The organism is Intestinimonas timonensis, assembly GCF_900626145.1.
GTDB lineage: Bacteria > Bacillota > Clostridia > Oscillospirales > Oscillospiraceae > Intestinimonas > Intestinimonas aquisgranensis.
In genome coordinates, this window is record NZ_LR130816.1 from 52,937 (window position 1) to 73,251 (window position 20,315).

The window sequence follows — 20,315 nt, forward strand, 5'->3', positions numbered from 1 at the left end:
TCATCTGAATTTTATCGTCTTTGATCACGGGCAAGTCGCCGTGTCGGTCTCTGTCACGCTCTCCCCACCAGACCGGGCCGTGGCCGTCAGTGTGTACCGCTCTCCCGACTTCATACCGGGACAGCTCTCCGAGAAGTTGATGCTGCCTCCTGCGTCCGAACGGTTCCATTCCTCCAGCACCATTCCGTCCGAGTCCTTCAGATAGACCAGCAACTCAATGGAATCTGTCGCCCGCGCCTTAACTGTACATTGAGCGCTGGAGCCGCGGAAACTTAAAATCGGTCTCAGTTCCGTAATTTGTGCGTACCGTGTGGCTGCGCCCGCCCATACCGCCAATACCATTATCAGGCCCGCAGCCAGCGCCGTTCGTCTCATCTTCATCTTTTGCACACTCCTTTTCATTTGATGACCTCGCTCGACTTCACTGTGTCTTCTGTCTATATAACAATCCGATGCACAGAAAATTAACACCCCAGGAAGAATTTTTTCAAAAAATTCTTCCTGGGGTGTTTTCCGATGTTTTATTGCTCCACGGAAATGCTCTCCGCCATTCGGATCAGGTCCTCCGGCGGGGCCTCGCCCTCCAGCATGAAGAAGACCTTCTCCTTTTCATCTGTCCAGAGTAGGAAGCTGGGCTTTCCCTCCGTATTGGATGCAAAGAGGTGGGCTTTACACCCGTTGATCTCAATTTCGCTGTAATCCGAGTGTTCGTTGTCAATGGTCAGAGCACCGCTTGGTATTGAATACTCAAAATAGATCTTTTCTCCATACTCATTTTGATAGGTGATTTCATGAATAGACATGGTATCCCAAACGTCCACCTCCTCATACCCCTCCGGCAGCCAGGTGGGACGCCAGCAGCTCAAATCGGTCTCCGCCGCATCGCCGCCGTGGAACAGGAAGTCGGCGCTCACATCGGTCCAGACCATCAGCATCCGGGCCAGCTCGGCGGCCCAGACCCGGGCGGCGGGACTGGCCCAGAGGACGGCTCCGGCGGTGAGGGAGAGGACCAGCAGCAGGCCCGCGGCGGTCCGCAGGACCCGCGCCCACAGGGGCTTTTTCCTCCGTCCCGCCGCGAAGGGCCGGGCCAGGAAGGGGGCCATCTGTTCCTCCAGGGCGTCGGGGACCGGCTCCAGCGCTTCGGGCAGGTCCAGGGCCTCGGGCAGGTTGGCTTGGAGCAGCAGCTCCCGCAGGGCGTCGTCCTCCCGGCGCCGGCGGTCCATCTCCTCAGCCATAGTCGATCCCCTCCTCCCGCAGCTTTTTCACCAGCAGCGCCCGGCCCCGGCGGTACCACACCGACGCCTTGGCGTCGGAGACGCCCAGCCGCCGTGCCGTCTCGCCGTTGCTCAGGCCCAGCACCAGCCGGCACTCCAGCGCCGCCTGGTAATGCTCCGGCAGGGCAGGGAGCAGCTCCCTGGCCCGGCGGGCGTCCGCCCGGACCGCCGCCGCCTCCTCCAGGTCCGGTCCCTCCGTCCCCAGCAGGGCCTCCGGCTCCTCCGGGAAGGGGGCGTACTTCCGCTCCTTCGCCAGCAGGTCCCGGCACTGGTTCTTCACTATAATAACGAGATATGCCGCCCTTTTTTCACAGGGCAGAGATAAAATTTTTGAAAAATTTTTGGCCGCCGCCGTCCAGGTCTCCTGAAAGGCGTCCCAGCGCCGCTCCTCCTCCCGGAAGAACCGCCCCGTCATGTGCCAGACCAGCCGCTCGTTGGCCCGGTAGAAGTCCAGAAAGGCCGCCTGGTCGTCCCGGTCCTCCAGCGCCGCCAGATAGATGAGCATGGGCCCTCCCTCCTTCCGTGGTGACGGGATAAAAAGCGCGCCCCGGGTCTCCATGGCCCGGGGCGTACGCCCTCAATCCTCCTCTTTCTCCGGCAGCTTGGACACCAGCGCCCAGTCCACCCGGCGGTCGGCGATGGACTCCACCTGGATGTGGAGGCCGTGGGTGTCCACCTCCACCTGGCAGGGGCCGTCCTCCGGGATCACCGGCAGCTGGTCAAAGACCAGGCCGCCCAGGGTCTCGGAGTCCTCGTCCTCCGGAAACTCCATGTCCAGGGCGGCGGCCACCTCGTCCAGCTCCGCCGAGCCGGAGATCCGCCACAGGTTCGCCTCCAGCTGGATGATCTCCTGGTCCTCCTGCCGGTCGAACTCGTCGTAAATGTTGCCCACGATCTCCTCCAGCAGGTCCTCCATGGTCAGAAGCCCCGACGTGCCGCCGTACTCGTCCACCACGATGGCCATGTGGAATTTCTTGCTCTGCATGTCCCGGAAGAGTACGTCGGCCCGCACCGACTCCGGCACGAAGTAGGCCGGGCGCAGCAGCTCCCGGATGGGCTTGGGCTCCGGACGGCGGCTGTTGAGGAAGTAGTCCCGGCTGCTCAGAATGCCCAGCACGTCGTCGGCGTCCTCCCCGCACACCGGGAACCGGGACAGGCCCGACTCCTCGATGGTCTTGACGATCTCCTCGTCGGTGTCCTCCGCCCACAGCAGCACCATGTCGGTGCGGTGGACCATCACGTCCTCGGCCACGGTGTCGTTGAACTCGAAGACGTTCTCGATCATCTCCTTCTCATCGGCCTCCATGTCGCCCTTTTCCTCGCTCAGGTCCATGAGGGCCCGCAGGTCCTCCTCGGAGACCGACTCCCGCCCGGCCTCCGGGTTGATCCGGGTCAGGCGCAAAAAGGCATTCCAAGCAGCGTTCACGCCCCCGCCAAAGGGCGTCCACGCCTGGGACAGCAGCGCCCCCAGCAGAAACAGAACGATGCCCGCAAGTATGTACGGCCATAATGGGTCCGGCAGCAAGACAAATTCCTCCTCATGATCCCGGCCGGGAACGGACGCCCCGGCCGTCATTTTTCCGGTTTGGTCAACATTATAGCACAGAGCAGAAAACTTTTCACTATAAAGTTCAACTGAGCACCCAAATGTGGTATACTGTTCTCACTTTTCCGCGTCTCTTCCTTGTATGACAGTTCCGTTTCAGGAGATGATGAGAGATGAAGCCCCTTTCCGTCCCCCTGCGTGTCCTGCCCGACGAGTTGGGCGATTTTCTCCGCCGCGCCCTGTTCGCCGTGATCATCGGCCTGCTGGTGGGCGCCGTGGGCGTGGCCTTCCACTACGGCATCGACCTGGCCACCGAGCTGCGCCAGGAGCACCACTGGCTGCTGTTCTTCCTCCCCCTGGGGGGGCTGGCCATCGTGCTCCTCTACCGGGTCTGCGGCATTGAGAAGGACCAGGGCACCAACCTGGTGCTGGTGGCCGTCCGGGAGCATGAGCCCATGCGCCTGCGCACCGCCCCCCTCATCTTCCTCTCCACCGTCCTCACCCACCTGGTGGGCGGCTCCGCCGGCCGGGAGGGCGCCGCCCTCCAGCTGGGGGCCTCCATCTCCAGCAAGATCGGACACAAGCTGGGCCTGGACCCCGAGGAGGGCCGCATCGTTACCGTCTGCGGCATGGCTGCCGCCTTCTCCGCCCTCTTCGGGACCCCCCTCACCGCCGCTGTCTTCGCCCTGGAGGTGGTCCACGTGGGCGTCATCCAATACGCCGCCCTGGTCCCCGCCTTCCTGGCCTCCCTCACCGGCTTCCTGCTGGCCGGCTGGCTGGGGGTGCCTCCCACCGCCTATGCCGTCTCCGGCCTCCCCGCCCTCTCCCCCCTCTCTCTCCTCCAGATGGTGGTACTGGGCGCCCTGTGCGCTGTGCTGGCCGTCTTTTTCTGTGCCGTCACCCACGGCGCCGGACACCTCTACGCCAAGGTCCTCCCCGACCCCCGGTTCCGGGCCCTGGTGGGCGGCGCCCTGGTCCTCCTCCTCTCCCTGCTGGACGGCGGCCTGGCCCACCAGTACTACAACGGCGCCGGCGGCAACCTGGTGGAGGCCGCCGTCACCGGCGGCGGCGTGGGCGTAGAGCCCTGGGCCTTCCTGGCCAAGCTCCTCTTCACCGCCGTCACCCTGGGCGCCGGCTTCCGGGGCGGCGAGATCGTCCCCACCTTCGCCTGCGGCGCCACCTTTGGCTGCGTGGTCGCCCCCTTCCTGGGCCTGGAGCCCTCCTTTGGCGGCGCCGTCGGCACCGTGGCCGCCTTCTGCGGCGTCACCAACTGCCCCATCTCCTCCATCCTCCTGGCCTATGAGCTCTTCGGCGGCGGCGGGCTCCCCCTTTACGCCCTGGCCATCGCCGTTGCCTACCGCCTGTCCGGCTACTCCGGCCTGTACAGCGAGCAGCAGATCGTCTACTCCAAACGTCTGCCCCACGCCCATTCCCTGGATCAGCCGGAGGAGTAAAAACGTCTGTTTATCTCAACAAGGAGTTTTCCTATGAACATTTTCGACATTATGGGCCCCATTATGGTGGGGCCGTCGTCCTCCCACACTGCCGGGGCCGTGCGGATCGGTCTCATTACCCGGCACCTGCTGGGCAGTCAGCCCGTCTCCGCCCAGCTCCTGCTCCACGGCTCCTTCGCCGCCACCGGCAAGGGCCACGGCACCGACCGTGCCTTGGTGGCAGGGCTGCTGGACATGGCCCCCGATGACCCCCGCATCCCTCAGGCCTTCGCTCTGGCCAGGGATGTCGGCATGGAGCTGAACATCTCCACCGCCGTTCTCCGGGGCGCCCACCCCAACACCGTCCTTCTGCGGGTCCGGGACGCCCAGGGCCGTGAGATGGAGGTCAACGCCTCCTCCCTGGGCGGCGGCCGGGTGCGGGTCAACGCCATCGACGGCATGGAGGCCACCTTTACCGGCGACTACCCCACCCTCATCATCCGCAACCAGGACAAGCCCGGCGCCGTGGCTGAGGTCACCGGCATCCTCTCCCGCCGTCAGGTGAACATCGCCACCATGCAGCTCTACCGGGACAAGCGGGGCGGACTGGCCGTCATGGTGCTGGAGAGCGACCAGCCCATCTGGGCCGAGGCCGTGGAGGAGCTGCGCGCCTCCCCCGGCATCGTCCGGGTGACCTATCTGGACATGGAAGGAGGGCATTGACATGTCATTTGGTTCCGTGGAAAGCCTGTTGCGGGCGGCGGAGTCCGTCCCGGTATGGGAGGCCGTTCTCCTGGATGACCTCAGCGACCGGGGCGTAGAGCGGGAGGCCTCCTGGGAGAAGATGGCCGGACTCTGGCGGGCCATGGAGGAATCCGTGGCAAGCTACGACCCGGAGCGCCGCTCCGCCTGCGGCCTTACCGGCGGTGACGGCGCCAAGGTGGAGCATGCTCAGATCGGCCTGTGCGGCCCAGTGCTCACCGCCGTTATGGCCACCGCGTTGAAGGTTGGCGAGTGCAACGCCTGCATGGGCCGCATTGTGGCCGCCCCCACCGCCGGGGCCAGCGGCGTCCTCCCCGCCGTGCTGCTGCCCATGAAGGAGAAATACAACTTTTCCGATGACGACATGGTTCGAGCCCTCTACGTCTCCGCCGGCTTCGGCCAGGTCATTGCCACCCGGGCCTCCATCGCCGGGGCCGAGGGCGGCTGTCAGGCCGAGGTGGGCTCGGCCTCCGCCATGGCCGCCGCCGCCCTGGTGGCCCTGCTGGGGGGTACCCCCGAGCAGATGGCCTGGGCCTGCGCCACCGCCCTCCAGAATCTGATGGGCCTGGTGTGCGACCCGGTGGCCGGGCTGGTGGAGCTCCCCTGCGTCAAGCGCAACGTCATCGGCGCCGTCAACGCCCTCACCGCCGCTGAACTGGCCCTGGCCGGGGTGGGCAGCCCCATCCCCTGCGACGAGGTCATCGACGCCATGCGCTCCGTGGGCGACGTTCTCCCCGCCTCCCTGCGGGAGACCGGCGGCGGCGGCTTGGCCGCCACCCCCACCGGCCGGCGTATCGCCGAGGAGCTGCTGGGCCGTTGACCGTTGCACGGCAATGCCCTGATATGTTATACTTTTCTATATTTTCCAAAGGAGCCACGATCATGTTCACCTTTAACCACTTCAATTTTAACGTCCTGGACCTGGAGCGGAGCCTGGCCTTCTACAAGGACGCCCTGGGTCTGGTCCCCGTGTCGAAGAAGGAGGCCGACGACGGCTCCTTTACCCTGGTCTACCTGGGGGACGGTGTCTCCTCCTTCACGCTGGAGCTTACCTGGCTCCATGACCGGACCGAGCCCTATGATCTGGGCGAGGGCGAGTTCCACCTGGCTTTCACCGTGCCCGACATGGACGCTGCCCACCAGAAGCACCAGGACATGGGCTGCATCTGCTTTGAAAATCCCGCTATGGGGATCTATTTCATTGAGGACCCGGACGGCTACTGGATCGAGATCGTCCCGGACAAGGGGTGAGGACATGGCAGGGAAACAGGAAGGCGGCCGACTGGTCTACGCCGATCTGATGCGGGTGGCGGCCATGCTGGCCGTCATCATCATCCATGTCTCCGGGGGGTGGCTGGAATCCCTCCCCGTTGGGACGGCGGATTGGCACGCCCTCAACGCCTGGGACAGCCTCACCCGCTGGGCCGTCCCCGTCTTTGTCATGTGCAGCGGCATGTTTCTGCTGGACCCCAAAAAGTCCCTCTCCCTGCCCACCCTCTTCTTCCGCTATTTTCTTCGGATGGTCACCGCTCTTTTCTTCTGGGGGGTGGCCTACCACCTGCTCTATGACCTTCTGAACGGTACGCTGAGCCTGGGAAGTCTCCCCCACGCCCTCTACGCTGTGGTGCTGGGCAACACCGAGACCCACCTGTGGTTTCTCACCATGATGATGGGGCTCTATCTCCTCACGCCCATTCTCCGCGCCTTCATTCGGGGCGCCTCCCGTGGGGACCTCCACTGGTTCTTCCTCATCTATGCCGCCTTTATGCTGGTTCTTCCCCTCTTCCTCCGGCTCCGGGGGAGTCAGACTGCCGCCCTCTACGCCGACCGCTTCTACCTCAATTTCACCCTGGCCTTTCCGCCCCTGGCCTACGTGGGCTATTTTGTGGCGGGCTACTACTTAAAGACCTACACCCTGGGCCGCATCGCGGAATGGCTCATCTATCTGCTGGGCATCGGCGGGGCCGTGGTCACAGTGGGAGGGACCACCCTTCTTTCCACCCGGGCCGGCGGGCTGGACACCACCCTGTATAGCTACCTTACCCCCAACGTGTGTGCGATGGCGGTGGCCATCTTCGTCCTCTTCCGGTACCTGCTGGGGGTGAGCGACGAGCGCTCCCGGAAGGGACAGGTCAGCTCCATGGCCGCCTGCGGGTTCGGTGTCTACCTCTCCCACGTGATTTTTCTCATCCTCCTGCGCCACTTCGGCCTGGCCATCCTGCCCATCCCGGCGGCGGTGGCCGTCCCCCTCCTGACCATAGTCATTTTCATCCCCAGCTATGCCCTCTCCTGGCTCCTCCACAAGCTGCCGGTGGTGGGCCGCTACCTCACCTGAAACCCTCACACAAAGGAGTCCCGCCCATGCTCTTCTCCAGCTCCATCTTTCTCTTCGCCTTCCTCCCCGCGGTGCTCCTGGGGTATTATGTCATCTTCCGGGGGATGCGCCGGGCCCAGAACCTGCTGCTCCTGGCCGCCTCCCTCCTCTTCTACGCCTGGGGCGAGCCCTGGTTCGTCCTGGTGATGATCGCCTCCATTTTCGCAAACTATCTCTTCGGCCTCTGGGTGCACACCTGGAAGCGGCGGGGCAGAAGGCTCCTTCTCCCCGTCACCGCCGCCTGCGTGTGCAACCTGGGGCTCCTTTTTGTGTTCAAATACCTCACTTTCACCCTGGAAAACCTGAACCTGCTGGGCCTCAACACCCCCATTCCCGTCATCGAGCTGCCCATCGGCATCTCCTTTTTCACCTTCCAGGCCCTGAGCTATGTACTGGACGTGGCCATGGGCACCGCTCAGGTCCAGCGCAGTCCCTTCGGCCTGGGTCTCTATATCTCCCTCTTTCCCCAGCTCATCGCCGGCCCCATCGTGAAATACGCCACCGTGGCCGATGAGATTCAGGGACGGAGGGAGACCTGGGACGACTTCTCCTCCGGGTGCTGCCGCTTCCTGGTGGGCCTAGGCAAGAAGGTCCTCCTCTCCAACCAGCTTGCCCTGGTGGCCGACGCCGCCTGGGACACCCCCGCGGGTCAGCTCTCCACCGCCTTCGCCTGGCTGGGCTCCCTGTGCTACACCCTTCAGATCTACTATGACTTCTCCGGCTACTCCGACATGGCCATCGGTCTGGGCCGCATGTTTGGCTTCCACTTCCTGGAGAACTTCAACTGGCCCTATCTCTCCCGCTCGGTGACCGAGTTCTGGCGGCGGTGGCACATCTCCCTCTCCACCTGGTTTCGGGACTACGTCTACATCCCCTTGGGCGGCAGCCGCCGGGGAAAGTGGCGGACCCTGCGGAACCTTTTCGTGGTATGGCTCCTCACCGGGGTGTGGCACGGCGCCAACTGGACCTTCCTGTGCTGGGGGCTCTTCTACTTCCTGCTGCTGGTCTTTGAAAAGACCACCGGTCAGGTTCTCTCCTGGCCCAAAATCCTGGGCTGGGCCTGGACCTTCCTCATGGTCAACTTTGGCTGGGTCCTCTTCCGGGCCGACTCCCTCACCGCCTGCGGCGCCTTCCTCCAGGCCATGTTCGGCCAGGGCGGCGGGCCGGATCTCCAGGCGGCCTACTACTGGGAGCAATATTGGATCGTGATTCTACTTTCCGTTTTCTTCTCCTTCCCCATTGCCCCCTGGCTCACCCGGAAGGTGGAGGCCTATTTCGGCCAGTACGCCCGCCACGTCTTTCCCATGTGGGACGGGGTGTACGGCCTGGGGCTCCTCCTCATCTTCCTGGCCGCCGCCGCCTTTTTGGTGAAGGGGACCTACAACCCCTTCATCTACTTCAACTTCTGACCCGAAAGGAGGGCGCCTCATGGTCCCCTCACACAGCAATACCGGCGCCGTCCTTTTCCTGTGCGCCATGGCCGCGGGAGCCGTCCTGCTCCTCACTGGTCTGGCCCCCACCGCCCCTGCCTGTGAAGGGGTACGCCTTCCCACCCGGAGCGCCTCTTATGCCGCTCAGACGGGCCTGAGCGACGGCCGGGGGTCCCCCGGCCAGCGGGGCGAGGCGGTGACCGTCCAGGCAGAGCCGCCCTTTGAACGGCTCCAGGACTTCCTCTCCACCGCCGACGCCGCCGCCAACAGCGCCCTGGACAAGGGCCACCTCTTCATTGAGCTCTACGGCGGCGTTCAGGCCCTCTCCGACCGGACGGTGGTGGAGGATGTAGACCCCCAGTACTCGGTGGTGAAGCTCACCGACGGTACCATCACCTTCATCAATGCCGAGCCCAAGGACGTCACCGGCAACGGCCGGGCGGTGGTGCGGCTGGCCCAGGCCCTGGAGGAGCGGGAGGTCCCTCTCCTCTACGTCCAGGCCCCCCAGAAGCTCCAGGAAAATGACGACCGCCTCCCCACCGGGGTGACCGACTACGGCAACGACTACGCCGACCAGATCCTGGGTGTGCTGGCTGAGAACAACGTGGCCACCCTGGATCTGCGGGAGACGCTGGCCGACACCGGCCGGGACTGGTCCTCCTTCTTCTTCCGCACCGACCACCACTGGACGCCGGAGGCCGCCTTCACCGCCCACCAGACCCTGGCGCAGGTGCTGGAGAGCGACTACGGCTTCACCATCCCGGAGGAGAACACCGACACCGCAGCCTTCACCCGGACCAATCTGTCCGACTTCTTCCTGGGCAGCCAGGGCAAGCGGGTGGGCTCCCTCTACGCCGGGGTGGACGACATCGAGATCGGGAAGCCCAACTTCGACACCTACTTCACCTACTCCATCCCCATCTATGACATGGAGCGCACCGGCCCCTTTGAGGAGTCCCTCCTCTTCCCGGAGCGCATCGAGGAGAAGGATTTCTTCAACGGCAATCCCTACACCCTCTACGCCGGCGGGGACTACCCCATGGCCCGGATCTACAACGAGCTCTCGCCGGACCGGCCCCGGATCATGCTCCTGCGGGACTCCTACGCCTGCGTCCTCACCCCCTTCCTGGCCCTGGACTGCGGGGAGCTCATCACCATCGACCTGCGGTACTTCCACGACGACCTGCTCACCTATGTGGACTGGCTGGAACCCGACCTGGTCATCGTCATGTACACCGCCGGCTCCGCCGCCCTGGATGAACTCTTCGATTTCTTCCCCAACGACACCGCCCAGCCCCAGTACGTCCTGGACCCGCCGGCGGCGGAAAAGCCGGCTCTGGGCACAAATTGACCGCTTTGACTGTGAGGTAATGTACCATGCCCTCCGTCCGCCGTCTGGACTACCACTACATGGCCATGCAGATCGGCTTCTGGGCCATGTTCGCCGCCATCTGCGCCTACCAGGCCGCCCTGCTCACCAGCCGTGGCTTCACCAACGCCGAGACCGGCCTCCTCATCGCCGTCCGGTGCCTGGCCGGCATCGTCTGCCAGCCCGCCCTGGGCTCCTTCGCCGACCGCCATCCCCGCATCCCCCTGAGGCTCATCGTCTCTCTGGCCCTGGGGGTGGGGCTCGTCGCCGGGGTGGTCTTTCTCCTGTGCCCTATGGGCATGGCGGGGACCATGGCCGTCCTCATCCTCATGGGAGGCTTTGAAATCACCTCTTACCCCCTGATGGATGCCATGGCCATCCAGTTTATCCGGAAGGGCGTCCCCATTCGGTACAGCCTGGGCCGGGGCGTTGGCTCCCTGGCCTACGCCGTGTGCTGTGTGGCTCTGGGCCTCCAGGTCACCGCCTGGGGGGTGGAGACCACCCTTATTACCCACGCCGTCCTCACCGCCCTGGAGATCGTCCTGGTCATCACCTATCCCGTCTGCCCGATAGAGGAGAACAACGCCGGACCGCCCCCCGCCCCTCACTCCGCCCTGTGGCTCCTGCGGCAGAACCCCGCCTTTGCCCTCATGCTGCTGGCCATCCTCTTGGGCCTTACCGGGTGCCTGCCCATGTCCAACTTCCTGGTCAACGTGGTCACCAGCCGGGGCGGCACCGCCGGAGATCTGGGCATCGCCCTCTTCCTCATGGCCGGCTTTGAGCTGCCCACCGCCTTCTTCTTCCAGCGGCTCTACCGCCGCCTGGGGGGCGGCCGGCTCCTCCTGCTGAGCATGGTCTTCTGCTTCTTCAAGGCCCTGGCCCTCTTCCTCTCCTCCTCCCTCCCCTTCGTCCTTCTCTCCCAGCCCCTCCAGATGCTGGGCTACGGTCTCTTCACCCCCACCTCGGTGTACTACGTCAACGACTCCGTGCCGCCCGAGGACCAGGTGAAGGGCCAGACCCTGATGATGGTGGCCTCCAACGGCCTGGGCGGGGTGCTGGGGAGCCTCTTCGCCGGGTCCATCCTGGACCTGGGCGGCCCCAATGCCATGCTGCTCTTCTGTATGGCCTGCTGTACCGCCGCAGCCCTCCTGGCCTTGCTGTCACTGAAAATGTCATCCAGGTCCGCTACATAACAAAAACCGCCTCTCCATATGGAGAGGCGGTTTTTTTGTCTTCTCACACCGTAACCACACGGGGCGCGGCCAAAAGCCGCCCCGCGATGTCGTACATATTGCTGACGGTGCCCACCTTCAGCTGCTCTGTCAGGCCGAAGTAGTTGAGGCAGGTGCCGCACACCAGGATCTCACAGCCCTTGTCCAGAAGGCTCTTCAGGCTCTCGATGACCTGGGGCTCCTCCCCGGCGGGCAGCTTCACGCCGCCGTTCATGAAGAGGAGACAGGCGGGAGGCGTGTCGCTCTGGGCCAGGGTGTAGAGGAACATCTTCATCAGGTTCTCTCCCAGTTCCCGGCTGCCGTCGCCGATGAAGTCCTTACCGATGAACACCGTGGCGCCGCCGGGGGCCGTGGGGCAGCAGGCCACCGGTTCCGGGGCGGGGGCCGCCTTCCGCTCGCCGGTGATGCGCACGGCAAAACCGCCCTCCCGGGGCGCGCTCACCGCCGTCATACCCTGGCTCTCGGCCAGCCGCGTCAGGTTCTCCACGGCGATCTGGTTGTCCACCGCCACCGTCACATCGTTCTCGCCGCTGTCCAGGGCCTGCTTGGCCAGGACCACCGGCATGGGGCAGGCCTTGCCCATGGCGTCAATTTCCACTGCCATATCACGTCCACCTTTCACAGTTTATCGTTCCACGGGACGGGCGTCCCGTCCACCACCTGGTAGCGCCGGTACGCCCCCGGCGGCACCAGGCCGTCCTTTAACGCTCCATCCAGAACCGGGCCATCCCCGTCCTCGATCCGGAGCGAAATGCCACAGGCGGCGGTAATCTGCCGCAGGGTGGGCATCACCGTCACCGCCATTCTGGTTTTCAAAGCCCGTTCCGCCGCCATGGCGGCATGGGTGCTCTCGAAGGCAAGTAACTGATAGGTCTCCCTCACGGCTTCACCACAATGGAGCAATCGGCCCGCTTGGCCTCCACATAGCCCACCTGGGCGGCGCAGGGGATGCGGTCCCTCAGGGCGGTGAGGAGCTCTTGGGCATCCTTCTCCGCCACTGCGATGAGGAGTCCGCCGGAGGTCTGGGGGTCGTAGAGGAGGTCCTGGATGGCCAGGGGCACCTCCCCCTCCACCTTGGTGGAGGACTCGGCGAAGTGGCGGTTGCGGTACATGCCCTCGGGGAGAAGCCCCATCTCGGCCAGGGACCGCACCCCGGGCAGGAAGGGGATGTGCCCGCTCTCGATGACCACCGTAGCGCCGCCGCCCCGGGCCATCTCCAGACTGTGGCCCAGGAGGCCGAAGCCGGTGACGTCGGTACAGCTGCCCACGTCAAAGTTCACCATGATGTCCCGGGCCGTCTTGTTGAGGGTGCGCATCTGCTCCACCGCCTGGCGGTAGAGGTCCGGGTCGGCCAGCCCCGCCTTGGCGGCGGTGGCGGTAACGCCGATGCCCAGGGCCTTGGTGAGGAGGAGCACATCCCCCGGTCGGGCCCGGTCGTTGCGGAGGATGCGCCCCGGGTGCACGAAGCCGGACACCGCCAGGCCATACTTGGGCTCCTTGTCCTGGATGGTGTGGCCGCCGGTGATAATGGTCCCCGCCTCGTAGGCCTTCTCATAGCCCCCCCGGAGGACGCCGTGAACGGCCTCCCGGTCCATCTGGGGGGAGACGCACATCACGTTGAGGGCCAGCTTGGGCTCCCCCCCCATGGCGTACACATCGCTGATGGCGTTGGCAGCGGCAATCTGGCCAAAGAGGTAGGGGTCGTCCACGATGGGCGGGAAAAAATCCACCGTCTGGACCAGGGCCAGGTCGTCGGAGAGCTGGTACACCGAGGCGTCGTCACTGGTGTCATAGCCCACCAGCAGCTTGGGGTCGGTGCGGGTGGGCAGGCCCTCCAGCAGCTGGGCCAGGACCCCCGCCCCCACCTTGGCGCCGCAGCCGGCGCACTCGGCCAATTTGGTCAGTTGGATGTCCGATGCCATTGTATCTCTCCTCCCTTGCTCCATTGGCACATGAGGGCCTCCAGAACCCCGCCGCCCACCGCACGGGCCTTGTCCGAGACGGAGAAGCAGTGCTCCCGGCGGCATCTGGGGTCTACGTCCCCCGCCTTCATGCCGGCAAAGACCGGCGTCCCCTCCGGCAGCAGGCCCCGGACCACACCGGTGATCTGGGCCTTCATGGGGGCGTCCCCCACACGGCCCACGGTCTGCCCCGCCTGCACCGTGTCACCAATGGCGGCCCGGGGGACGAAGCTCCCCTCCGCCGGCGCCCGGAGGAGCCGCTCGATGGTATAGCCGCCGATGTCGCCGGGGGTGCCGGTATTGGGGGCCGGGGAACGATCCCACAGCACCCGGCCCAGGTCATGGCCCCGCTGGGTCTCCACAGCGGCGTGGCAGTCCACCCCGGGGGTAAAGCCGGGACCCACCCCCACCACAGCGGGGGCGTCTGCGAGGGCGGTGCCCAGGTTCTTCTTGGCCAGGATGGCGTCCACCACCCCATCGGGCTTCAGAGCGGGGACACAGGTCCCCTCCGGGTCCACCAGTACCGCCACCTTACCCGCCCGGACGCAGTCCAGCGCCTCCTGAGGGCTCTGAACCAGGACAGCGGTGATACCCTCCACTTCCGCTGTCCCCCGATAAACCGCCTGGGAGAAGGCCACGGTGCAGCGCACCGTGGTGGGCTGGGCGGTCTCGGTCATCACCACGGAGCACCCGGCCCGGAACAGCCGGCAGGCGATCCCCGTGGCCAGGTCTCCCGCTCCTTTTACAACGATCAGCATGAAAACACCTCTTTGACACAGTCGGTCTCTCGAAGAGCGGCGGCCACCACCCGGGTGCCCGGCAGACAGGTCTGAATGACCCGGGCGGTCTCCCGGGCCAGGGCCAGCTCCGTCGGGCCGTCGGCCTGGTTAAGGAGGACCCGGAACTTTTTCGGGTCCCCCACCCCCTTGAACTGTCCCGCCTCGTGGGTGAGGAGCCGGGCCAGCATCGCCGGGGCGACAATGGTCTCCTCCCCTACCCCCAGCAGGGCACAGGCCAGGTGGGGCCGGTGGCAGGTCTCCCCGATGGGACGGCCCAGGGCGGACAGCCCCGCCACCGCCACCACGGCGGCACAGCCGGGGATGAGACAGGGCTCGTGGCCTGCCGGGGCCTTCATGGGCAGGCGCTTGGCTCCGTCGGCCTCGGCCACCCCGAACCCAAAGAGGGCCAGTCCCTGATCCAGCACCTCCGGCGGCGGAGCGATCAGCTTGCCCGTCTCCGGCTCGGTTCCGGCAGCGCAGGCAGCGAGCCCCGCCCGGCGGGCCGCCTCCAGCTCCTCCAGGGTCCCCACCAGGGGGCCGGCGGCCCGGCCCTGCTCCACACCGATGTGGGTGGTGGTGGCGGCTAGGGCGGGCAGGCCCCGCCCGATGCGCTCCTCTACCAGGCGCAGCATGAGGCTGCTCTTGCCCCCACCGCCCACCAGGCAGGTCCAACCCTCCGGCGGCAGCGCCAGGGCCTCCAGAAGCTCCATCGGTATCCCTCCGTTATCTTTTTGTCAGAATAATGACAGGGTGACAAAACCAAAGACCGGGCAGCGGCGCCTTCCGGCCTTTGGTCCGCAAACACATGACGTATGTTCTTGCAGAAACACCGGTTTCATCTTTTACTTTATATGTTGCATTCCCATAAATGTTGAGTCGTTATCCTTAGAATAGCATATTGCATCCTGTAAGTCAAACCGCTATAATGCAGGTAACAAAACATGAAAGGCGGCGGTACCATGGGAGAACTGGCACTGGAGCTTCGGATGACGCTCAGGCTCTTTTTCGGCGGCGAGAAATGCTTCGGACCTGGCCCCGCCGCCCTTCTGGAGGCCACCGACCGTCTGGGGTCCCTGCGGGCCGCGGCGGCGGAGGCCGACATGGCCTATTCCAAGGCCTGGACCAGTCTGCGTGCCTGCGAGCAGGCCCTTGGCTTCCCCCTGCTGGAGCGTGAGGCCGGCGGACGTCGGGGCGGCGGATCACGGCTCACCAAGGAAGGGCGTGACCTTCTGGCGGGCTATCGGGAGCTGGAGCGGCGCATGGACCAGGAGGGGACACGGCTCCTTCGGGAGCTGCTGCCCCAGTTGGCCATAGAAGGGTGAATATGGAGAACTTGCTGCGGGAGGCTGTCCGCCGGCTGACCCTGGGGCGGAGCCTGGCCTTCGCCGGGGTGGCGGAGCGGACCGGCTCGGCGCCCCGGGGGCCGGGCGCCCTGCTGCTGGCGGAGCCGAGTGTTCCCGCCCTGGGCACCGTGGGCGGCGGACTGTTGGAGGCCCGCGTTCGGGAACTGGCCCTGGAGCGTCTTTCTCAGGGCGGCGGCGGACCGGTCTCCTTCTCTCTGGAGCACGATGGACTGGTCCCCCGTGAGCGCCACAGCGCCGACGTGACCTTATGGCTTCAGGCCCTCCCCGCCGGGGACGGCGCCCTTCTGACCGCCCTGGAGGGGGCGGCGGACCGTTTGGCCGCCGGGGCGACGGGCTGCCTGCTGTGGGAGGGCTTTGGCCCTCCCCGGCTTCTGGACCGCCGGCCGGAGGGCGCGGGCGGAGGCGCCGCCGGACTGGTCTCCGACCCCCGCGGCAAGCCTGCCTTTTGGCTGGAGCTGCGCCGGCCCTGCCGGGTCTTTCTCTATGGAGCCGGCCACGTGGCGGTGGAGACTGCTTCCCTGCTGGCCCGGATGGGCTTTGCCTGCATCGTGCTGGACGACCGGCTGGACTTCGCCCGGTCGGACCGCTTTCCCGGCGCGGAGGAGGTCCGCTGCCGGGATCTGGAGCACCTCGCCCTCGACGACCTGCCCGGCCCGGAGGACTGCGTCCTCCTCATGAGCCGGAGTCATAATCTTGACCTCATCCTCCTTCGGGCCATTCTGCCGGTGGAGCCCGCCTTTCTGGGGGTGCTGGGCAGCCGGAAAAAGGGGGACTTTCTCCGCACCGCCCTGGCCGCCGAGGGATTCTCCCAGGGCGCTCTGGACCGCATCGTCCTGCCGGTGGGGCTCCCCCTGGGAGGCGAGACCCCGGAAGAGATCGCCTTGAGCGTGGCCGCCCAGTTGGTCCAGCTCCGGGCCCGCGGAGCACTGGTTCCCGCTTTGTCGAAAAAATCTGAAAAAAACTGTTGACATCTCCCCGTGCCTATGGTAATATACTTCTTGCGTTGAGTAACACGAAGGCAAAAAACGCCAAACCACTTGCGCGAGTGGTGGAATTGGTAGACTCGCTGGCTTCAGGTGCCAGTGCTCGCAAGGGCGTGCGGGTTCGACTCCCGCCTCGCGCACCAACTAAGGTTGCTGAAAAAGATGCAACCCCTGAAACCCTTGCTGCGGCAAGGGTTTCAGCCGTTTTAGAGGGAAAAATCGAGCACCAACCGAGATGGAGATGCAAAAGGCCATTTTCGTGATGTGGTGTGATTCGAACCTCTGAGCAAAGAGAAAACAGCGAGAGAAGCCCCCGCTGGTAGTTCAAATCGAACTGCCAACGGGGGCTTCTCTCTTTTTATTACGTAGCTGTTTCAGTTGGTGGTATTGCTTGCTTTGTCCTTGGTTCCTTGGTGGTCTTGGTAATAGCTTTCTGCCATGGTTTTGGATATACTTGCGTTGCAAAACGAGGAAAGGAGAGCGACCATGGCAGACAAGAAAAACCTATGCGCTCAAATCGACATCGCCCTGCACAACCGGGTAACAGAAGAAAAAGACCGCCTGGAGATGACTACCAGCCAGTACATCGCAGCACTGCTCACTGAATACTACAAGATGAAAGATGAGAATGGAGGAATCAACATGACAGGCAGCAGAACGATGGCATTCCAGATTCCCGAGGAACTCTTCCAGCGCATCAAGACCCACCTGGCCAGAGAAACGGCTCGGACCGGCGTAAAGCTCACCCAGCGGGACTTCGTCCTGGGCCTGATCGAGCAGGCGTTGGCGGAAGCTGAAGCCAGCCTGGCCCCACAGGAGGCCCCTGAGAGCACCGAGAAAGCCCCGGAGGACAACGGAGCCGCCGGTACCACCCCAGACGCCAGAGAGGCCAGCACAGAGGCGGAGAGAGACACAGCGGACATCGAACAATAACACAAGGAGTCAAAGCAAGGGGCCGGAGGACACATCGCAAGCAGATGCGTCCTCCGGCCCCTTTTTTGTTTTTCCTAGAAGGGGGGTGAACATGATACAAACGTCAGAAAAAACTCGTTTTACAGAGGCTGAAATGGCCACTGTCCGAGACACGGACCTTCCGGATCTGCTGATCTCCCTGGGCTACCAGGTGAAGCGGATCGGCAGGTACTACACCACGCAGGAGATGGACAGCATCCGAATCAAGGACAGACGTACCTGGTTCCGCTATTCAGAGGGCATCGGCGGAGATGCCATCACATTCCTCCAGCGGTTCTATAACAAAAGTTTCCCGGAGGCCGTGGAGTACCTGCTGACCTGGCATGGCCGCGCCCGTGACTCTCCCCCGGTGAGCACTCCGCGGCAGACCAAGGAAAAGGAGGAAAAGGTCCCCTTTACCCTCCCACCTGCCAACGTGGATCACCGAAGGGTGTTTGCCTATCTCCGCAAGCGTGGGATCGCACCCCAAGTGATCCGGGGCTTTGTGGAGGCTGGATTGCTGTACGAGGACGCCCAACATCACAACTGTGTCTTTGTTGGCCGGGACCAATCAGGAGCGCCGGTATTTGCCAATCAACGAGGAACCTATGATTGGAACGGCAGCAGCTTTAAGGGGGATGTCCCTGGCAGCAATAAGGACATCGCATTTCGTCTTCACTGCAGCAAGAAGCATGATGCAGTTTTTGTCTTTGAGGCCCCAATCGACCTGATGAGCTTCTGCACCCTGCACCGGAAAGTAACCTCCAACGCGGTGGCACTGTGTGGGCTGTACGAAGGAGGACTGCGAACCTATCTGCGAGACAACCCACACATACGCCGGATTATTCTGTGCCTGGATAACGATGAACATGGTCAGCAGGCAACCCAAAAGCTCCGAGAAATGTTCTCCGCAGAGGACTATGAGGTGTCTCAACAACTTCCGCAACAGGGAAAGGATTGGAATGAGTATCTGCTGCAACGAAATGTGCTCCGGGAAAGGGGGTGACAATTTCCCAAAGAAGAAATAACAATATGATTTCCGGCAAATCAAAAGAAAAATTGTTGTAGGAGGAATCCAGTATGAAACGCATTTTGACCACGATGTGCGCCCTGACCCTGCTCCTGGCGGCATCTGTCCCTGCTCTGGCCGCTGAACCGGAGCAGAGTGCCAGTTACTACCCCACATCGGTGGAGGAGTATATGGAGGGAGACAGCCCTAGGATCAAGAAAGTGTATCAGCTGTCCCTGGCAGATGATCCATCCCAGATTCCCACCGAGGATTTTGAGCGGGATGGCCGCCTCTATTATCTGCTGGATATGACGCGGAAGGACGAGGTTGGGGTGGACATCCAGACCATCACCCAGACCAAAACTCTGGCCAGTGAAACCAACAATATGGAGAAGATCCTCCAGAGTCTGGAACCGCAGATGGAAGTAACCACAGAGGACGGTTATACCGGCACGCTGACACTGGATCATACCACTGTCAAGGTAACGGCAGACGGTTATGCTACCCGGACAAAGGATCTCTCCGCCACCCGCACCTATCCCAATCTCTCGGAAGCGGATCTATCTTTGATTCCAAAGAGCATTGAGGACAATGGGAAAAGCCTGACTCTGGCAGACGTCCAGTGGGCCGAGACCAGTGAAGCCGGGGCGGATGGTGCTGTTACCCGTTATACCGCCACTGCCAAATATACCGGCACCACCAGCAGCACCTATGCTACCGGCTACACTGTTACGGCAGACTATACCGGCCAAGTTTCCAAAACCAACTGCTCTGTGTTGACCTATACCGCCATTTTCGGCAGCATGGAGGTTCCCGAGGAGCAGACAGACCCGGCCCCCACAGATACACCTTCCAGCGAAAGCTCAAACGGAGCCACGGCAGATATAGACATCAAACAGCCCCTTCTGATCGGCGGCGCGGTTCTCCTACTGACTGCAGGTGGGGTTTTCCTGTTCAAGCGGTACAAAGGAAGGAGCTGATTCAACTGAAGCTAAGAGCACTTCTGCTGGCCACCATGTTATGCGCCCTGTGTGTGGGCCAGGCCAGCGCCCTGGAATATACCATGGAGGCCCCAGACGATTACCTGTTCGGCAGACCTACCAGCGATGACACCATCTACGAATGGGAAGATCCCAATGTAGACAGGAGTAAAAACACCGCCCTGATCCCGCCTGGATTTGGCACACCTACCAGTTACCTCCCCGGCAGCAGCGACCCTCTGACGCCCAATCTCATCCCCGGCGCTCTGGATGGCGGCGGGCTGGTGTCCCAGACAGGGAGCGTCAACTATCCTGTGATCGACACAGGAAATGGGGACAGTTCTGGCCAGGACGTCGGCTATACCGCCGTCACCAGCGATCTCTACTACTCCGGCGGACACCTGGGGACACTCAAGATCCCGGACATCGGCCTGTCTACCAAGGTCTACGAAGGGACAGACAGCAACACTCTGGCTAAAGGGGCCGGTCATTTCCCTGGCACTAGTGTCTGGGACGGCAACTGCTGTATTGCGGGTCACAACCGCGGGGTCCGAGATGATTTTGGAGACCTGCATACCTTGGAGCCAGGGGACTCGATCACCTGGACCACCAAGCTGGGCACACGGACCTATCAGGTAGTCAGCGTGGAAAAGGTACTGGAGACAGACACCAGCGACACAGCCTCTACCACCGACAACCGTATTACCCTATTTACCTGTGTCCGTGATCAGCAGGAATACCGCTGGTGCGTCCGGGCCGTAGAACTTTAAGCGCAGTGCGTTTTCTCTCAACACAAGGAAACACACTGCGCTTTTTTCTTTACTTCTTCTGAATCTCAACTAAATCATGTTCAGAAAGAGGTGGTGAG

Annotated in this window: 23 protein-coding genes and 1 tRNA gene; 15 read left to right on the forward strand and 9 right to left on the reverse strand. The window is 63.6% G+C overall.

The window, feature by feature from the left end:
• Positions 1-24 precede the first annotated feature (24 nt).
• The 4 genes from E0E29_RS00265 to E0E29_RS00280 all read right to left on the reverse strand — a co-directional run bounded on the left by E0E29_RS00265 (position 25) and on the right by E0E29_RS00280 (position 2,799).
• Positions 25-381 carry a hypothetical protein gene (locus E0E29_RS00265; RefSeq protein ID WP_130848114.1) on the reverse strand — a complete coding sequence of 119 codons (357 nt, stop codon included), beginning with the start codon at positions 379-381 and terminating at the stop codon, positions 25-27.
• A 140-nt stretch (positions 382-521) separates the two neighbouring features.
• Complete coding sequence (locus E0E29_RS00270) at positions 522-1,235, reverse strand: DUF4367 domain-containing protein (RefSeq protein WP_130848115.1); 714 nt, start codon at positions 1,233-1,235, stop codon at positions 522-524.
• On the reverse strand, positions 1,228-1,779 hold the full coding sequence (locus E0E29_RS00275) for an RNA polymerase sigma factor (protein WP_165449751.1): 552 nt from the start codon (positions 1,777-1,779) through the stop codon (positions 1,228-1,230). The genes E0E29_RS00270 and E0E29_RS00275 overlap by 8 nt, the downstream gene beginning before the upstream one ends.
• A gap of 72 nt (positions 1,780-1,851) precedes the next feature.
• Positions 1,852-2,799, reverse strand: a complete 948-nt coding sequence (locus E0E29_RS00280) for a hemolysin family protein (protein WP_242622316.1) — start codon at positions 2,797-2,799, stop codon at positions 1,852-1,854.
• Positions 2,800-2,993: 194 nt separating this feature from the next.
• Here E0E29_RS00280 and E0E29_RS00285 point away from each other — a divergent pair, with 194 nt between their 5' ends.
• From E0E29_RS00285 to E0E29_RS00320, 8 genes are all read left to right on the forward strand, one after another.
• Positions 2,994-4,274: a chloride channel protein gene (locus E0E29_RS00285; protein ID WP_130848118.1), complete on the forward strand. Its 1,281-nt coding sequence runs from the start codon at positions 2,994-2,996 to the stop codon at positions 4,272-4,274.
• 33 nt (positions 4,275-4,307) lie between these two features.
• Complete coding sequence (gene sdaAB / locus E0E29_RS00290) at positions 4,308-4,976, forward strand: L-serine ammonia-lyase, iron-sulfur-dependent subunit beta (protein ID WP_130848119.1); 669 nt, start codon at positions 4,308-4,310, stop codon at positions 4,974-4,976.
• Between the two features lies 1 nt (position 4,977).
• Positions 4,978-5,835: an L-serine ammonia-lyase, iron-sulfur-dependent, subunit alpha gene (gene sdaAA / locus E0E29_RS00295; protein WP_130848120.1), complete on the forward strand. Its 858-nt coding sequence runs from the start codon at positions 4,978-4,980 to the stop codon at positions 5,833-5,835.
• Between the two features lie 62 nt (positions 5,836-5,897).
• Positions 5,898-6,266 carry a VOC family protein gene (locus tag E0E29_RS00300; RefSeq protein WP_130848121.1) on the forward strand — a complete coding sequence of 123 codons (369 nt, stop codon included), beginning with the start codon at positions 5,898-5,900 and terminating at the stop codon, positions 6,264-6,266.
• A gap of 4 nt (positions 6,267-6,270) precedes the next feature.
• On the forward strand, positions 6,271-7,350 hold the full coding sequence (locus E0E29_RS00305; RefSeq protein ID WP_130848122.1) for an acyltransferase: 1,080 nt from the start codon (positions 6,271-6,273) through the stop codon (positions 7,348-7,350).
• A 26-nt stretch (positions 7,351-7,376) separates the two neighbouring features.
• A complete protein-coding gene (locus E0E29_RS00310; RefSeq protein WP_130848123.1) occupies positions 7,377-8,798 on the forward strand; it encodes an MBOAT family O-acyltransferase in 1,422 nt (473 codons plus the stop codon).
• A gap of 19 nt (positions 8,799-8,817) precedes the next feature.
• The gene (locus tag E0E29_RS00315; protein WP_130848124.1) at positions 8,818-10,170 is read left to right on the forward strand and encodes an alginate O-acetyltransferase AlgX-related protein; all 1,353 of its coding nucleotides are present in this window, start codon (positions 8,818-8,820) and stop codon (positions 10,168-10,170) included.
• A 26-nt stretch (positions 10,171-10,196) separates the two neighbouring features.
• Positions 10,197-11,381 carry an MFS transporter gene (locus tag E0E29_RS00320; protein WP_242622317.1) on the forward strand — a complete coding sequence of 395 codons (1,185 nt, stop codon included), beginning with the start codon at positions 10,197-10,199 and terminating at the stop codon, positions 11,379-11,381.
• Positions 11,382-11,424: 43 nt separating this feature from the next.
• Here E0E29_RS00320 and yedF read toward each other — a convergent pair whose 3' ends face one another.
• The 5 genes from yedF to yqeC are packed head-to-tail and all read right to left on the reverse strand — an operon-like array spanning position 11,425 to position 14,870.
• A complete protein-coding gene (gene yedF / locus E0E29_RS00325; protein WP_130848125.1) occupies positions 11,425-12,024 on the reverse strand; it encodes a sulfurtransferase-like selenium metabolism protein YedF in 600 nt (199 codons plus the stop codon).
• Positions 12,025-12,038: 14 nt separating this feature from the next.
• Complete coding sequence (locus tag E0E29_RS00330; RefSeq protein ID WP_130848126.1) at positions 12,039-12,302, reverse strand: putative Se/S carrier protein; 264 nt, start codon at positions 12,300-12,302, stop codon at positions 12,039-12,041.
• On the reverse strand, positions 12,299-13,342 hold the full coding sequence (selD, locus tag E0E29_RS00335) for a selenide, water dikinase SelD (RefSeq protein ID WP_130848127.1): 1,044 nt from the start codon (positions 13,340-13,342) through the stop codon (positions 12,299-12,301). The genes E0E29_RS00330 and selD overlap by 4 nt, the downstream gene beginning before the upstream one ends.
• A complete protein-coding gene (gene yqeB, locus E0E29_RS00340) occupies positions 13,321-14,139 on the reverse strand; it encodes a selenium-dependent molybdenum cofactor biosynthesis protein YqeB (RefSeq protein WP_130848128.1) in 819 nt (272 codons plus the stop codon). Before yqeB ends, selD begins: the two co-directional genes overlap by 22 nt.
• Complete coding sequence (gene yqeC, locus E0E29_RS00345) at positions 14,133-14,870, reverse strand: selenium cofactor biosynthesis protein YqeC (RefSeq protein ID WP_130848129.1); 738 nt, start codon at positions 14,868-14,870, stop codon at positions 14,133-14,135. The genes yqeB and yqeC overlap by 7 nt, the downstream gene beginning before the upstream one ends.
• Positions 14,871-15,119: 249 nt before the next feature.
• Between yqeC and E0E29_RS00350 the strand changes: the two genes are divergently transcribed.
• From E0E29_RS00350 to E0E29_RS00380, 7 genes are all read left to right on the forward strand, one after another.
• Positions 15,120-15,482, forward strand: coding sequence for a winged helix-turn-helix domain-containing protein (locus tag E0E29_RS00350; RefSeq protein ID WP_165449752.1), 363 nt, complete (start codon positions 15,120-15,122; stop codon positions 15,480-15,482).
• 2 nt (positions 15,483-15,484) lie between these two features.
• The gene (locus tag E0E29_RS00355) at positions 15,485-16,492 is read left to right on the forward strand and encodes an XdhC family protein (RefSeq protein WP_130848131.1); all 1,008 of its coding nucleotides are present in this window, start codon (positions 15,485-15,487) and stop codon (positions 16,490-16,492) included.
• A gap of 71 nt (positions 16,493-16,563) precedes the next feature.
• Positions 16,564-16,650, forward strand: a tRNA-Leu gene (locus tag E0E29_RS00360).
• A 343-nt stretch (positions 16,651-16,993) separates the two neighbouring features.
• On the forward strand, positions 16,994-17,440 hold the full coding sequence (locus E0E29_RS00365) for a translation initiation factor 2 (RefSeq protein WP_130848132.1): 447 nt from the start codon (positions 16,994-16,996) through the stop codon (positions 17,438-17,440).
• Between the two features lie 133 nt (positions 17,441-17,573).
• Positions 17,574-18,464: a DUF3991 domain-containing protein gene (locus tag E0E29_RS00370; RefSeq protein WP_242622318.1), complete on the forward strand. Its 891-nt coding sequence runs from the start codon at positions 17,574-17,576 to the stop codon at positions 18,462-18,464.
• A 74-nt stretch (positions 18,465-18,538) separates the two neighbouring features.
• Entirely contained in the window at positions 18,539-19,447 is a 909-nt protein-coding gene (locus tag E0E29_RS00375) for a hypothetical protein (RefSeq protein WP_130848134.1), read from the forward strand.
• Between the two features lie 35 nt (positions 19,448-19,482).
• A complete protein-coding gene (locus tag E0E29_RS00380) occupies positions 19,483-20,217 on the forward strand; it encodes a class D sortase (protein ID WP_130848135.1) in 735 nt (244 codons plus the stop codon).
• Positions 20,218-20,315: the final 98 nt, after the last annotated feature.

Bases quoted from the DNA above. Each gene is read 5' to 3' on its own strand.
- yqeB (WP_130848128.1), bottom strand. From the start codon at position 14,139: ATGCTGATCGTTGTAAAAGGAGCGGGAGACCTGGCCACGGGGATCGCC.
- E0E29_RS00320 (WP_242622317.1), top strand. From the start codon at position 10,197: ATGCCCTCCGTCCGCCGTCTGGACTACCACTACATGGCCATGCAGATC.
- E0E29_RS00375 (WP_130848134.1), top strand. From the start codon at position 18,539: ATGAAACGCATTTTGACCACGATGTGCGCCCTGACCCTGCTCCTGGCG.
- E0E29_RS00265 (WP_130848114.1), bottom strand. From the start codon at position 381: ATGAAGATGAGACGAACGGCGCTGGCTGCGGGCCTGATAATGGTATTG.
- E0E29_RS00305 (WP_130848122.1), top strand. From the start codon at position 6,271: ATGGCAGGGAAACAGGAAGGCGGCCGACTGGTCTACGCCGATCTGATG.
- E0E29_RS00300 (WP_130848121.1), top strand. From the start codon at position 5,898: ATGTTCACCTTTAACCACTTCAATTTTAACGTCCTGGACCTGGAGCGG.
- yedF (WP_130848125.1), bottom strand. From the start codon at position 12,024: ATGGCAGTGGAAATTGACGCCATGGGCAAGGCCTGCCCCATGCCGGTG.
- E0E29_RS00380 (WP_130848135.1), top strand. From the start codon at position 19,483: ATGTTATGCGCCCTGTGTGTGGGCCAGGCCAGCGCCCTGGAATATACC.
- sdaAB (WP_130848119.1), top strand. From the start codon at position 4,308: ATGAACATTTTCGACATTATGGGCCCCATTATGGTGGGGCCGTCGTCC.
- E0E29_RS00270 (WP_130848115.1), bottom strand. From the start codon at position 1,235: ATGGCTGAGGAGATGGACCGCCGGCGCCGGGAGGACGACGCCCTGCGG.
- E0E29_RS00315 (WP_130848124.1), top strand. From the start codon at position 8,818: ATGGTCCCCTCACACAGCAATACCGGCGCCGTCCTTTTCCTGTGCGCC.
- yqeC (WP_130848129.1), bottom strand. From the start codon at position 14,870: ATGGAGCTTCTGGAGGCCCTGGCGCTGCCGCCGGAGGGTTGGACCTGC.
- E0E29_RS00285 (WP_130848118.1), top strand. From the start codon at position 2,994: ATGAAGCCCCTTTCCGTCCCCCTGCGTGTCCTGCCCGACGAGTTGGGC.
- E0E29_RS00370 (WP_242622318.1), top strand. From the start codon at position 17,574: ATGGCCACTGTCCGAGACACGGACCTTCCGGATCTGCTGATCTCCCTG.
- selD (WP_130848127.1), bottom strand. From the start codon at position 13,342: ATGGCATCGGACATCCAACTGACCAAATTGGCCGAGTGCGCCGGCTGC.
- E0E29_RS00355 (WP_130848131.1), top strand. From the start codon at position 15,485: ATGGAGAACTTGCTGCGGGAGGCTGTCCGCCGGCTGACCCTGGGGCGG.
- E0E29_RS00365 (WP_130848132.1), top strand. From the start codon at position 16,994: ATGGCAGACAAGAAAAACCTATGCGCTCAAATCGACATCGCCCTGCAC.
- E0E29_RS00310 (WP_130848123.1), top strand. From the start codon at position 7,377: ATGCTCTTCTCCAGCTCCATCTTTCTCTTCGCCTTCCTCCCCGCGGTG.
- E0E29_RS00275 (WP_165449751.1), bottom strand. From the start codon at position 1,779: ATGCTCATCTATCTGGCGGCGCTGGAGGACCGGGACGACCAGGCGGCC.
- sdaAA (WP_130848120.1), top strand. From the start codon at position 4,978: ATGTCATTTGGTTCCGTGGAAAGCCTGTTGCGGGCGGCGGAGTCCGTC.
- E0E29_RS00350 (WP_165449752.1), top strand. From the start codon at position 15,120: ATGGGAGAACTGGCACTGGAGCTTCGGATGACGCTCAGGCTCTTTTTC.